Origin of the sequence: Anabaena sp. WA102 (assembly GCF_001277295.1) — a bacterium.
Lineage (GTDB): Bacteria > Cyanobacteriota > Cyanobacteriia > Cyanobacteriales > Nostocaceae > Dolichospermum > Dolichospermum heterosporum.
Genome location: NZ_CP011456.1, coordinates 1,217,594 through 1,231,973, shown reverse-complemented (window position 1 = coordinate 1,231,973; position 14,380 = coordinate 1,217,594). Strand labels below are relative to the sequence as shown.

Below are 14,380 nucleotides of genomic sequence, written 5' to 3'. Positions count from 1 at the left end.
TTTCTTTTCATTTTCGGGAATGTGTAAATGAACTTATTTACACACCCTCTACCAAAGCACTATATTCATCTGCTGTTAATGTATCCTCATTCACTTCATCAGGGTCATTGATACGAACTTTTAAGAACCAACCCTCACCGTAAGGATCTTCAGTTACTTGTTCTGGATCATTTATTAAAGCTTCATTGCGTTCTACAACTGTACCAGTAACAGGTGAATTCAAGTCTTCAACAGCCTTCACGGATTCAATAGAACCAAATGTCTCTCCCTTGGTAATAACATCACCAATATCTGGCAGTTCCAAAAAGACAATATCACCTAATTGTTCTATAGCAAACGCAGTAATACCAATAGTGGCAATTTCTCCATCTAAACGAACATATTCATGGGAATCTAAGTAGCGAAAATCCTGGGGATATTCTAAAGACATATCACTTTCTCTTCCACGTTAAAAAAATAGTGTTACAAGAGTAACCTAAAAGACATTATTCCTCAAAAACCTCAAAGATTATCAGTTAATAACACGATTCTTTGAGCGATAAAATGGGCGTTTCACAACCACCGCAGGGTAAGCTTTACCGCGAATTTCCACATCTAGCTGCTGCTTAAGCTTTGCTAATTGGGTGGGAACGTAAGCTAAGGCTATGGGATAACCGAGTGTCAGGGAGATAGTACCACTTGTCACTTCTCCTACGACTTGTTTAGATGATAATACGGGGTAGCCATGACGAGGAATATTGCGTCCTTGTGTTTGCAAACCGACCAGTTTACGAGATATTCCTTGGGCTTGCTGCTGGATTAAAACCTCTCTGCCAATAAAATCACTTTTGGTATCTAAATGTACCAACCAACCTAAGCCAGCTTCTAGCGGTGTGGTGGTATCGTCAATATCTTGCCCATAAAGTGCCATTGCAGCTTCTAAGCGAAGGGTATCTCTACAACCAAGTCCGCAGGGAATAACACCAGCATTATATAAACTTTGCCACAAATCTATCCCAACGGAGGCATCCACCATCACTTCAAAACCATCTTCGCCAGTGTAACCTGTGCGGGCGAGGAATGCGTGTTTGCCAAAAATGGTCGTTTCTAAATGCCCAAAAGCCTTAATGGGTGATAAGTCTGTTGTGACTAGGGATTGCAGATGATGAGTTGCTGTTGGTCCTTGAACGGCAATTAAGATTTTATCCCGTGATAGGTCTTGAAATTGGACTACATCAAGATCAAGATGTGCCAATAGCCATTTTTTGTCTTTGTCGGTAGTTGAGGCGTTGACGATGATGACTAAATTTTGCGTACCAGTGCTGTCTATATCTTGGTAATAAATAATGATGTCGTCAATGATTCCGCCTTGGGGGTTAAGCAATACGGTATATTGTGCTTGTCCAGGTTGTAACCGACTTAAATCGGAGGGAACTAAATACTCCAGTTGGGAAATCAGGTTTTTACCTTGGAGGGTAAATTTGCCCATGTGAGAAATATCGAACATTCCAGCGGTATTCCTAACGGCATGGTGTTCTTGGGTGATACTGCTATATTGTATGGGCATTTCCCAGCCCCCAAAGCTGGTAAATCTGGCTTTGAGTTCTACACTCATTTGATATAAAGGGGTTCGTGTCAGAGATTGGGAAGCAGGGAAATTTTGGGGGGTTTCCCCATGAGCAACTGGCAACGAGGTAATATTTTCTTGATTAGCCACAGGTAGTTATTTATATTGACGTTTACGTGCGATCGCATCTCAACATTTATCTATCCTACGAGATCGTTGTTAATTTAGCAGAAAATCACTTCTGCATCCTTCCTGCGGTTTAATGATTAATGGTGGAATTGTTGAGATTTATTAAGCAAAAATTATGAAGTATCGCTCAATCTTGGCTAGTGTGATTTTAGCTCTAGTGTTGTTTGTGTTTCCCCTATCAGCGCAAGCAGCAAGTTCTTCTAGTGTTACTAATTCTCTTGTAAATAAGGGAGTCGGGGGGAAGGACTTTTCTGGACAAAGTTTAATTGGGATTGAGTTTACAAGCGTGAAATTAGAAAATACTAATTTTAGCACTGCTGATTTACGTGGTGCTGTATTTAACGGTGTTTTATTGGATACTGTAAATTTTCATGGTGTGGATTTTAGTCAAGGAATTGCTTATTTATCAAGATTCAAAGATGCCGATTTAAGTGATGCAGTTTTTACAGAGGCGATGATGTTGCGTTCTACTTTTGATGCAGTTGATGTCACTGGTGCTGATTTTACCAATGCAATTTTAGATATGCTACAGGTGAAAAAGCTCTGTGTTAATGCCAGTGGTGTAAATTCTAAAACTGGTGTAGATACTCGTCAATCTTTAGGATGTAAGTAAAAACCCCATATCCCCTTCATTAATCAGAAGGGGCGTTAAGAATAATTGAGTAATTCTTAAATTCTTGTATCTATGCTAAAAGGATATTTTACAATTTTTATACCTTCTAGTCTGTGGATAATCCACATAAAATTCCATGTCTAAAAAAGCTGTATTATCTTATGTCCTAGATCGGAATACAGGTCTATGGAAAGCCTTAAGCGGTTGCAGTGCTTCCCAACAACAAATTTCCGGTTCTCAAGTTTACGGGATAGCTCGGAAAGTTTGAAAGCCCCTGAGAAACAGGAACGAAGTTCCGTCTTTCGTGCTTTAGACAGGGGATGAAAAACGGCACGGGCGGTTTTAACCGCCTTCAATATTTCACCATCAATCACCTTGACAATCTTAATGCACGAAATGTAAGTAGGTAAACAGAAAAATTTAAAGGTATATAACGGTATGTAAAGTTGTCTCAATGCGAGATTCTGATTGAGTTTCAGCCATTTTAAAAAATGCAATACCCCTCATTTTTATTTTGTTTACCTACTTAGGTAGTCCTACTCTCAATAATCCTGGTTTAGTGGCTGGGAGTACAGGAGTTAAATTTGACGGTGTTAATGATGGAATTGCTATTCCCGATCATAATAATATTAACCTTCTAGCCACCACCGCCCGGAGTATTGAACTTTGGTTTAAAGCCGATGATCTCACAGGTAAACAGGTTATCTATGAAGAAGGTGGCACAGGAAGTGGTCTCAATATTTATCTCGATGGTGATCAATTAAAACTCAGTGCATGGTCTGGAAATGCAGGAGAATGGTTAGCGACTCAAGTAGTTAAAGACAATAAATATCACGTTGTCTTGAGTTTTGATCAAGGTAACTTAACAGGTTATCTCAATGGGGCATCATTTGGGACTGTCACCACCAACTTTACCAGCATACCTGTCCATAGTGAGGATATTGGTATTGGTTACATGAAACAAGATACCCGTTTATCCGATACTGTGAGGCTTACGGGTGATGGTAATTATTTTAATGGCGTAATTGATGAAGTAGCCCTCTATAATGTGGGGTTATCTCCTGAAAGAGCGATCGCTAATTATGCAAGCGGATTTACCCAAGGCTTAAAAGTTGAAACTTTTAATAATATTAATTTAGCAGGTGATCATCCTCAAGGATTAAAAACCATTGTGGATCAAAGTTCTAATCACAACAATGGTTATTTTCGAGGTGTTGTATCTCCTGATCAATCTCAAGTAAATTCTTGGAGTAGTAAACTTGTAGCTTACAAAAATGACTATAGCAGTGTTTTCACTCCTACTACCCAATCAGGTACAAATACCATTGATTTAGTAGCTGGAAAACTCTATAAAGTTGAATTAGATGCACAAAGTTTAAATGGAGTTAGCACACCTCAACTGCAATGGAATTATACTGGAGTAAGTAATCAAATTATTCCTACTTCTGCTTTATTTACCGATGCTCAAGTAGAGACAGATTGGAAAGTTAGTGGTGGTAAAATCGGGACTAGCTTTCTTAATACTGATGCAGATGGAGCGTTAGAATTTTTCAATACCACAGGCGATCGCTATGCCATTTCACAGCCTTATGATCTTAGTCAAGGTGGAAACCTAAGTTTTAGTTTAATTTTAGGTGGTAACAGCACCATTAATAACGTAAGTGGTGTTCAGTCAGTTGCCAATGGTTCAACCAATGGAGATACTGTAGACGACAATAAGGCCATTAAACTGGAATATTCTATTGATAATGGCAATACCTGGGTATTGTTGGATAGCTTTACTTCTAAGTCAGAGGGCGGAAACTGGCATAATGTCGTTATAGACTTACCGACGAAAGCGCAAACTCAATCTACTCGGTTTAAATGGTCACAACCTAGTTATGTCCTAGATAATTGGGCAATTGATAATGTTGGTGTAGTCACCAACTCCAATAATGTATGGGCGGATATCAAAGGTGCAGACGTATTAAAAGCACAAAAAGATAATGGAACTACCATCGGTAATGGCGAAGCCCTTTATTTTACTGGTAAACCCTTTGCAATTGTCACTCCTCTGCCAGATGTATCTCTATCTCTATTAAAAGATTCCTTTGCTAACTTGATTACGGGAGACTTTAATGGTGATGGTAAAACAGATTTTCTTCGTCAACAAAAATTCCAATGGAGTTATGATAACCAATTAGTTACGACTTATCTTTCTCAAGGTGATGGTACTTTTAATACTGTAAATACTAATTACCCGTCCTCTGTTGCTAATGACTTTTCAGCTATAATTCAAACAGGGGATTTTAATGGAGATCCCTATCAAGATTCTTTACGGTCTGATCCAGGCGTAAATATCATTACCGGATATTGTAGGAGACTACAACGGCGATGGTGCAGGTGACTTTCTCCGTCAAGAAAGAGGGACTTGGGGTGATGACTATGCTAATACTTACCAAACCTATCTTTCTAAGCTAAATCAAACAAATCAGCGTTATGCTACTACCCAATCTTTAAATACCACTGACACAAAAGCGTTACAGTTTGACTTTGTTTTTGGACAAAAATATACAGCGGGAAATCCTTTCAGTTACGAAGGCTCTACCTATGGTGATGAAGATGTAATATCAACCACAGGAGATGCACCAGAAGCAGGGGAAGATGTGTTAGTTTCCTATTCCACCAATGGCGGTCAAACTTGGACGACTTTAACCACCTTATTAGCTAGTAATTACGCCACTAAATACACTAATTGGACTCCCCAAGCGATCGCTTTACCCGATGCAGCTAAAACTGATCATACTCAATTCCGTTGGCAACAAACTAATTTTACCAATACGGGTGATGATACTTGGGCGATTGATAATATTACCCTAGTGGTCTGTCATTTTTCTATTTGTGGATAAAGACGCTTAAGACGGATACGGGCATCTGCGGTTGTGAACAATCAGGAAAAACCTATATTTGTAGGGGTAAAGCAAGAGCTTCATTGGTGTCAACTTAAGCTCAAATCCCTACCACATCTCGTTCCTAGTCTCTGACTAGGAATGCAGTTGATGAGGCTCTGCCTCTAGGTAATTTTGGCGATCGCTCAAATTAGATCATTTCTGAGTAGGTGAACACAATAAAACCAATCTATGTAAAGAAAAGTAAAATCGCCCAAACCCTCTTCACTCTTGCATGATTGCCTCTTGCCTTGCCATAACGACGATTTTCAATGCTAACCTACTTATAGCAACCTCGTTGATAAATAGAAAAGATTATCAATTAATTATTAAGAAAATCTAAAGGCAATTGCTAAAACTTATAAATATCAAAAGTATTATTAATTTTATATAATTCAAGCTTATCATATAGCCATTATGAATAATCTATCTGATAAATAGCATCTAGGATAAAACTAAGAGCATATTATTAGATTATAGTTGTGCGATAGCGAAGCTATCCAATCTTGTGGGATGTGGGATGATGGGCATACTATGGCTAACGCCACGCTACGCTAACGACAAGCTCAGTACAAGTCTTGCCGGTCCTCACGTGAGTTCGACATAACGATAATTTGTGGAAAACTCACCCCACGTAGGAGTCTCAAGCCCTTATTCTCTCGTTGAAAAAATCATAACTCCGTTCGCGTAGCGTCTCCGAAGGAGAAACTCCGAACTCCTAACTCACGTGTCCTCGTATTATTAGCGGGCAAGATGCCCGCACCACAAGAAATTTTGGGATATTTTTTTAATTGGAAGTCTCTAATAGCCATTATACTATATATTAATACTTAAGTTTATTGGTAATTTGTGTTATTTATTTAACTATTGTTAATGAGATTTTAGAACCTTACGCATATTACATAATGAAGTACGGAAAGTCAGGGTAAAAAAATTTTGCTTATTGACTTTTATTCTTAAAAAGTTTATAGTTTTTGATGGAGTTAATTGCAAGTAATTTGCAAAAGTATTGAACATAATTCTTAGTGGGGTAAAAAAATGGTAGTGGGTAAAAAAAGCTTTTGGGGTGTTGGTGGCGGATTGTTAGCATTGACAGGAATAGTGTTGAGCGGTTTGGATTCTCCGCATCTAGCCATAGCTAACCCTTTGCAAAATCAACCAGCACCACGCTTAATTGCTCAGAAAATCAACCCTTTAACTATAGTTTTTCCCACTCGCTCTGATTCTACTGACTTGCAAAATAAAGCTAATAATGTAGCTGCCTTTTTGTCTAAGGAATTAGGCATACCCGTTAAAGCGCAAGTAGGTGATGAGACAGCCGCAGTAGAAGCTTTAAGAGCGAATCGGGCTGATGTAGCATTTTTAAGTAGTCGTCCGGCTTTAAAGGCTGAACAATTAGCAAATTCTCGGTTATATTTGGCAGAAGTTCGCAAAAATTACTCTGGTAGATATACTTATAATTCTATTTTTGTTGTTCCTAGTAACAGCCAATTGAAAAGTAAAAATTCTCCAAAAGCAACTTTAGAACAACTCAGAGGAAAAACTATTGCTTTTACTTCTCCTACATCTGGTTCCGGGTTTCTTTTTCCAGTGAGTGAGTTAGTAAAACAGGGTTTCGTGCCTAACCGCGATCGCTTGGAAAGCTTCTTTGGTAAAGTTAGTTATGGTGGAAATTATAGTAAAGCTTTAGATGCTGTAATTAGAGGTCAAGCGGATGTAGCTGTAGTCTCAGAATATGCTCTTTTCCCTCCCTATTTGGCGGCTGAAAATAGAGATAAAGTCAGGATATTACATAAAATTTCCGGTGTTCCGGCTCATGGTATTGCCATTGATGATGATGTTCCAGTTGTTACAAGAGAAAAGCTAATTAATGCTTTGTTGAAGTTAAATAAATCAGAAAATAATCAATTACTAAGCAGTTTATATAATTCCACAGAATTGGTAAGAGTTGATCATAATCGTCATCTTCAACCAGTGCGAGAAGCACTAAAAAATGCGGGAATGGAATAATACTTTAGAGGTCAGCATTAAGAATTAGGAATTAGGAATATTGCCAATAAAATTCTTAATTCTGACGAAATTATGATTTTTTGATGAAACTTTCACAAAACTAGCTATGACTCTTGACTCTCAAGTAATTACAAATTATCATTTATCCACAAGTAACGTGAATTTTATTGAATGTTGTCATTTGCAAACAGGTTATATTTCATCTCTACAGCGACCAATTTTAAATAATATTAATTGCCAAATTGATCAAGGTGAATTTGTAGTCTTGCTAGGATTGAATGGGGCAGGTAAATCAACATTATTAAAATCACTTGTGGGTTTAGTTCCCTTGATTAAGGGGGAAATTAAAATTAATGGTGTGTCTGTAAGTGAGCAAAACTTACCGCAAATCCGTCGAGATGTGGGAATGCTATTTCAGGGAGGGGGGTTAATTCGCCAATTATCAGCAATTGATAATGTTTTGTGTGGCAGGTTGGGGGTGAGAAAAACGAGGCAAACTTTATGGGGATTTGGGCAACGCGATCGCCCATTAGCCTTAGAATTATTAACACAACTAGGTTTGCAAGAACAAGCATATCAAAAAACTAGTAAATTAAGCGGTGGACAACAACAAAAAGTAGCGATCGCTAGAGCATTAATGCAATCTCCACAAATACTTTTAGCCGATGAACCCACCACAGGTTTAGATGTGGTAGCCTCACAACAAGTCATGGCAACTTTATCAGAATTGCATCAACAAGGATTAACTATAATTACCGTTTTACATGACTTAGCTCTAGCTAAAGAATACGCTCAAAGAGCGATTATTTTAGATAATGGAAAAGTAGTTTATGATGGCAAATGTGAAAATTTACAACAGCGATTTTTATCAACTAAGTAGGTTGGCGTTGAAAATTGTCGTTATGGCAAGGCAAAAGGCAAGAGGCAAGAGGCAAGAGTGAAGAGGTTTTGGGCGATTTTACGTTTCTTTACACAGTTTGGTTTTATTGTGTTCACCTACTTATCTAAATAGGGTTTGCTGAAAACCCACATTCAGCAGGTGTTTTTTGAATTTTCGGAATTATCCATAACCCAATGATAACAAGGCTTTCAGACAATGACACGCAATTCTATATTAGGGCGATGCCTTCGGCGCGGCGTAGCCATCGCCGATATACTTAAAGTTAGAATCAAGTTTATTGAGAATAATGTCAATAAATTAGTTGGTTTGAGATTAAATTCATTGAATACCTCCATGTATGGCAAAAAGCATAAAGTGGTTATTATGATTGGGTTTTAGCTGTTTTATGAAATTCTTTTTTTGACAAAATAACCTGCTGGGGAAAATATTTTGAGTATATTTACTCATGCTGAATGTGGGTTTCAAACATCCTCTAAGGGACTTCCAATTAAAAAAATACCCAAAAATTTCTTGTGGTGCGGGCATCTTGCCTGCTAATCATCAAGGACAGGCAGGATGCCCATCCCACAAAATTGGGTAATTTATTTTTTGGTGTTCCCTAACGCCACGCTGCGCTATCAGCAAACCCTAAATAAAATAATTAAAATTATATGGAGTAATTTAAAAAATGAAAAAATTTTCTAATTCACAAATTTTTCATCGTTATCCTTGGTTTATGCCTTCACTTGTCTTCCTATTAATGATAGGAGTTTACACTTGGGCATTACAAGGATTAAAAGTTGATCTGAAATTATTAAAAGATAGCTGGCCTTTTATCACAGACTTCATTTCTCGGTTATTTCCTCCCAACTTGCAAGTTTTAGACATTGCCATTAAAGGATTAATTGAAACCGTGCAGATGTCCGTCTGGGGAACATCCATAGGTGCAGTTTTATCCTTACCAATTGCCATAGCCAGTTCTAATAATATCGCCCCTTTATGGTTAAGATGGATAGCAAACTTACTGCAAAATGCTGTGCGTTCCGTACCTTCAATTATCTTAGGTTTAATCTTTGTAGCTGCTACAGGTTTAGGCGCACCCGCTGGAACATTGGCATTATCAATATATACTATTGGCTATCTTGCTAAATTTTATCAACAAGCGATAGAATCAGTAGATTATCATTCCTTAGAGTCTTTACAGGTAATTGGAGCATCAAAAATACAAATTGCTCAGTATGGGATATTGCCGCAAATATTACCTTTAGGATTAGGTTATACCCTATGGATGTTTGAATATAACATTCGTGCTGCTTCAGTTTTAGGAGTAGTTGGTGCTGGGGGAATAGGATTTCAATTAAAAAGCTATATAGATGGTTTTGAATATACCAAAGCCACAACCATGATGTTAGTGCTATTAGTAGTAGTCACAGTTATTGATTGGTTTAGTAGTAAATTACGCCGATACTTAGAGTCAATTTAGTATTTATCTGCGTTTATCTGCGTTTATCTGCGTTCAATTATTCCAAAAATCTTACCAATTCTTCCTCCTGACTCCTGACTGGGCGCGGGCCCCGCGCCCCTACCTACTGATTAATAAAATCCCAAATAGCTTCAGCGACAACACTGGCACAAGTTTCTGGTAAATTACTTTCTCCATGAGCAATATTATGTAACTGAACTTCGGGAATTAATCGGGCATAAGTATTACTTTTTGATATAGCAGATTGTGTATCTTGACCACCTTGCAAAATCAAACAGGGAACATTGATTTCCGGTAAGCGTTTTTCTAATAATTCTGCTGCTATTTCTGGTTGCTGGCGATTAAAAAGTAATTGACAAGCTGTGGAAGATTGTAACAATGTTTGTCTTAATTCTAAATCTCTAGCAATTTTTCCCTCCCAACCAATCAATTTGATAAAAGGCATAATTAAGCGTAAAAATTTAATTATTAAGGGTGAACAATTAAATAACCGCCGTTTTTTTTGCCATTCCTCTTTTTTATCTTCCGCTGCAACACCCTCTGGTGATAACAATATTAAGCCAGATATTTGTTCTGGATATTTTAAAGCATAACTAGCCGCAATCCAACCTCCTAGAGAATTACCAGCTAAATAGACCTTTTCTAATTTTAAAGCTTTTAAAAAATCAGCTAAACACTCGACTTGTAAATCTATGGAATGGTGAATTTTAGGATTTGCTGATTCACCAAAACCTAACAAATCAGGTGAAAAGCAATGGATGTTTTCAGCTAATAATTCCATTGTGGATACCCATTCGCTACCATCATTCCATGCACCATGTAGAAAAACTACGGGTATTCCTGTACCAACTTCACGCCAAAACAATACCCCTTGACTAAGTTTTATTCGGGAGTTACGAAATAAAATATTCATTTATTTTAACTTACTAATTTAGGTGTCTAAGTTGTGCAATTTCCAATTATAGACTTTAGAGTTAATTTCCCAACCCAGAATTTTAAATTTTCCATCTTTTACGCAAGTGTTGTTAAACCATTTAAGTAGTCTTGTAACTGACGAAAATGATCATGAGACATATCTGGTTTTGGCAAAGAACTAGGAGGAAAAGCTTGAATTTCCATAACTTCTAAAGTATCTTTGACTGCCATTTCTCCTTGAACTTCAGCTTCAACAGTAATACAGATAGAGTGAATCCGAGGATCACGATCTGGTGAAGAGTAAACCCCCACTAAACGGCGGATTTTAACTACTTCTAACCCTGTTTCCTCTATCAATTCCCGACGGACTGCATGAGGAACATCTTCTCCCCAATCCACCATACCACCAGGTAATGACCAACGACCATCATCCTTTCTCCTAATGAGGACAATCTGACCATCAGGTAAAATAGGAATAATACTTGTACCAGTAATGGGGTGGCGGAATATAATACCCAGTACCGTTTGTCCAAAATGCCATAAACTTCGTGTGGACTGAATCATTGGTGTAAAAAAAGCAAGAATGTTCAAGTTGAAAATTACTTTGTTGTATTCTAAGTAGGTTAACATTGAAAATTGTCGTTATGACAAGGCAAAAGGCAAGAGGCAAGAGGGTTTGGGCGATTTTACGTTTCTTTACACAGTTTGGTTTTATTGTGTTCACCTACTTACGAATTACGAATTCCGGCGTTGCTGATTAAGGGTATGAATTTTAGTCTCACGCAAAGGCGCAATCACGCTTCGTGATCTCGAAGAGTAGACGCACTGAGGTTTGATTTTTAAAGGTTCAATTTGGAAATTTCATACCTCGATTCAGCAACGCCCGAATTCCAAATTACGAATTACGAATTAATGTTGTTTCTGCAATCTGGAAAATTATTTCTTCTAATGTCCGTAATAATTCTTGCTCATTGTACGGTTTAGAAAAATAAGCTTTTGCTCCTAATTGCATAGCTAACTGACGATGCTTACTACTACTACGGGAGGTTAACATAGCGACAGGAATATTTCTCAACTCTGTATTGTTGTTGATTCGCTCTAAAAAGCTATAACCGTCAATACGAGGCATTTCAATATCACAGATCACTGCTTGGACTTGCAAACCACTTTCTAGCTTTTCTAAAGCTTCTTGACCATCTTTAGCCTGTTCTACTTGATATCCACCTTTTTCCAGGGTTAGTGCTAGATAACGACGGACATTAATGGAATCATCAACAATCAAAATTATGCCTTTTTGGCGACTAGGTTGATTGATAGTGGGTACTTTTGGCGGTTTGAGGAATGCAGTTTGTAGTCTTGTTGTTGGTAATTTATTACTGATGTGGGGACGTTCATTTTTTGTAATCCATGATATTAAATCATTAGTGTTAATGAGGGGAACTACTCGACCATCACCCAGAATTGTACAGTTGTTAAAACCACTGGGAAGGGGAATATTACCTTCTACTTGACGAATAGCTACTTCTTGTTCACCCCAGCAACGTTCTACTTGAACTGCGACTTGTTGATGATCATGTTTGACTATCAATACACTTATAGCATTAATGATCGGCAGAGTTTCTAATTCCAGGTTATTGTAGCGGGAGCAATTAAATTCAAAGTAACTATTGAGACGCAGTAATGGTAATTGATTGTTTTGCCAGTTAATAAATTCTTTCCCGTTTTGGGAGAAGATTTGTTCCTGTTCTAGCAAGAAAATTTCCTCAATTACGTCTGTAAAAAATGCTAACACCAAGCGATCGCTCTCAACCAATAAAACCCGCGCAACTGACAAGGTAAATGGGACTGATAGGGTAAACTTCGTCCCCACTCCAGCTTGGGTGTCAACATTCACATCTCCTCGCGCTAATTTCAGGTTATTACGGACTACATCCATGCCTACACCCCGACCAGACAACGCTGTTACCTGTTCTGAGGTGCTAAATCCTGGTTCAAAAATTAATGATAGTAGATCTTCATCACTAGCGCTCGCTAATAAAGAATCGTCCAAACCCATTTTTAAGGCGCGGTGACGAATTTTTTCTAAAGAAATACCTTGACCATCATCACGAATAGTAATAATCGTGCGGTTACTATGGTAGACAGCTTTCATTTCAATCAAACCTTGTTCACTTTTTCCTTGCTTTTTCCGAGTAATAGGATCTTCAATTCCATGATCAAAAGCATTGCGTAACAAGTGCATTAAAGGCTCATTTAAAGCCTCCAAAATACCTCTTTCAATTAAAGTATTTCCACCCTCAATTTTTAATTGCACATTTTTTCCATACTCAACGTTTAAATCCCTAATAGCTCTAGGAAAACGTTCTACTAAATCGGAAAAAGGACGCATTCTCACCTGGGTTAATTGTCTTTGTAATTGTTTAGAAGTTTTATTTAGTTTTCTTGCTATTTGGTCTGTATCGTCCACACTTAATTGGATATCACTGGTAACTTCTGCAACTTGGACAATAGTTTCCATCACATTTTGAGATAATAAATTCAATTTTTGATAGCTATCTTGTTCTATAAAATTATTTTCTACTTCTTGATTACCATGATTATGAGTTATTATTTTTGCGTAAGCTGTTCGCAGTTCTTGATTTTCTTGATCAAGAATTTGGACTCTTTGACTGAGATTACGCACCAATTTACGTAATCTTTCCATTTGCACATTTAACCCATTACGTTGAATAATAACTTCTCCAAATAAATCATTAATTTTTTCTAAATGTTTACTAGGAACTCTAACTGTATTTTCCTGGTTTTCCCTTTCTTTAGGCGGTGAATTAATATCACTTTTACGTTCAGTATATTTATAATCTATGGGGATATTTTCTGAGGTTGATACTCTATCAGCACTTTCTGGAGATAATTCAACATTTTCTAATAAATCAAAATCAGAAATAGCTGATTTATACAATAAATGATCTTGCTGATTTGCTAAAATCAGAGGACGATCATGAATAACTTCACCAAAATCAATTCTAGTTGGTAAATTATCTCGTTGATTACTTAATACTAAATTTTGAGATTGTCGCCATGCTTTTAATGCTAAATTAGCAATTTCTAAACAACTATCAGGGTAAGTTTCTAAATAATGGCTAACTGATTGACATAGTTGGGTAAAAGCTGTTAATTGCAGCATTTCTCCTAACCCACCTAACTCAGTTGCCATCATTACCAACTCTGCTCTTAATCCCGATTTATTACTATTTTTTAATCTAGCTTCTAGGTGTTGTAAATACTCTTCAACTTCAGTTTCAAATAATAAAGGGATAATTTCTGTATCATCTTCGGATGATAGCAAAGTTGTGATATTTTCTGGAGTCGGTTCACCTAAACGCTCATAAAGTTCGTCAAAAACGGGATAACAAAATTTTCTTAACCAACTATCATCCAGATTATTACCCTTTGCCAGTAACTCAACAATCTGTCGTAGCCAATCAACACTAGATAGTAATAAACTTTGTAAATGAGTATCAAGTTCCAAAGAATCTTTTTGAGTCTTTAAAACTTTAAAGGCATCTTCCAATTTATGAGCTAAATCACTTAATACGCGAAATCCCATCATTGCTGCTCCACCTTTAATAGAATGGGCGGCTCGCATTGCAGCGTTGATATGTTCTAATTCAATACGTTTGCTGATGTCAATTTCCAGTAATACCCCTTCTAAAGTATTGAGATAATCAGTTGCTTCTTCCAGAAATTGCATCTGGATTTCCAATTCTTTATCTTTAGTCATTAGTCATTAGTCCTTAGTCATTATTTATTAATTCAG

Annotated in this window: 13 protein-coding genes; 8 read left to right on the top strand and 5 right to left on the bottom strand. The window is 37.2% G+C overall.

Annotated elements, in window-relative coordinates; all coding sequences use genetic code 11:
- Positions 1-37: 37 nt before the first annotated feature.
- Positions 38-430, bottom strand: coding sequence for a glycine cleavage system protein GcvH (gene gcvH / locus AA650_RS05110; protein WP_053538231.1), 393 nt, complete (start codon positions 428-430; stop codon positions 38-40).
- Positions 431-511: 81 nt separating this feature from the next.
- Entirely contained in the window at positions 512-1,696 is a 1,185-nt protein-coding gene (gcvT, locus tag AA650_RS05105) for a glycine cleavage system aminomethyltransferase GcvT (RefSeq protein WP_081424151.1), read from the bottom strand.
- 154 nt (positions 1,697-1,850) lie between these two features.
- Here gcvT and AA650_RS05100 point away from each other — a divergent pair, with 154 nt between their 5' ends.
- From AA650_RS05100 to phnE, 8 genes are all read left to right on the top strand, one after another.
- A complete protein-coding gene (locus AA650_RS05100) occupies positions 1,851-2,348 on the top strand; it encodes a pentapeptide repeat-containing protein (protein WP_053538230.1) in 498 nt (165 codons plus the stop codon).
- 136 nt (positions 2,349-2,484) lie between these two features.
- Complete coding sequence (locus tag AA650_RS29050) at positions 2,485-2,616, top strand: hypothetical protein (RefSeq protein ID WP_257720893.1); 132 nt, start codon at positions 2,485-2,487, stop codon at positions 2,614-2,616.
- Positions 2,617-2,862: 246 nt separating this feature from the next.
- A complete protein-coding gene (locus AA650_RS05095) occupies positions 2,863-4,734 on the top strand; it encodes a LamG-like jellyroll fold domain-containing protein (protein ID WP_053538229.1) in 1,872 nt (623 codons plus the stop codon).
- A complete protein-coding gene (locus AA650_RS29260; RefSeq protein WP_335337446.1) occupies positions 4,685-5,236 on the top strand; it encodes a hypothetical protein in 552 nt (183 codons plus the stop codon). Before AA650_RS05095 ends, AA650_RS29260 begins: the two co-directional genes overlap by 50 nt.
- A gap of 1,077 nt (positions 5,237-6,313) precedes the next feature.
- On the top strand, positions 6,314-7,285 hold the full coding sequence (locus AA650_RS05085) for a phosphate/phosphite/phosphonate ABC transporter substrate-binding protein (RefSeq protein WP_053538227.1): 972 nt from the start codon (positions 6,314-6,316) through the stop codon (positions 7,283-7,285).
- 106 nt (positions 7,286-7,391) lie between these two features.
- Positions 7,392-8,165, top strand: coding sequence for a phosphonate ABC transporter ATP-binding protein (locus tag AA650_RS05080; protein WP_053538226.1), 774 nt, complete (start codon positions 7,392-7,394; stop codon positions 8,163-8,165).
- A 216-nt stretch (positions 8,166-8,381) separates the two neighbouring features.
- A complete protein-coding gene (locus tag AA650_RS27620; RefSeq protein WP_199924385.1) occupies positions 8,382-8,564 on the top strand; it encodes a hypothetical protein in 183 nt (60 codons plus the stop codon).
- Between the two features lie 289 nt (positions 8,565-8,853).
- On the top strand, positions 8,854-9,648 hold the full coding sequence (gene phnE / locus AA650_RS05070) for a phosphonate ABC transporter, permease protein PhnE (protein ID WP_053538224.1): 795 nt from the start codon (positions 8,854-8,856) through the stop codon (positions 9,646-9,648).
- Between the two features lie 103 nt (positions 9,649-9,751).
- On the opposite strand, the gene AA650_RS05065 is transcribed toward phnE, so the two are convergent.
- From AA650_RS05065 to AA650_RS05055, 3 genes are all read right to left on the bottom strand, one after another.
- Positions 9,752-10,561, bottom strand: a complete 810-nt coding sequence (locus AA650_RS05065) for an alpha/beta fold hydrolase (RefSeq protein WP_053538223.1) — start codon at positions 10,559-10,561, stop codon at positions 9,752-9,754.
- Positions 10,562-10,659: 98 nt separating this feature from the next.
- Positions 10,660-11,154 carry an NUDIX hydrolase gene (locus AA650_RS05060; protein WP_053541190.1) on the bottom strand — a complete coding sequence of 165 codons (495 nt, stop codon included), beginning with the start codon at positions 11,152-11,154 and terminating at the stop codon, positions 10,660-10,662.
- A gap of 304 nt (positions 11,155-11,458) precedes the next feature.
- Positions 11,459-14,344: a hybrid sensor histidine kinase/response regulator gene (locus AA650_RS05055; RefSeq protein WP_053538222.1), complete on the bottom strand. Its 2,886-nt coding sequence runs from the start codon at positions 14,342-14,344 to the stop codon at positions 11,459-11,461.
- Positions 14,345-14,380 lie beyond the last annotated feature (36 nt).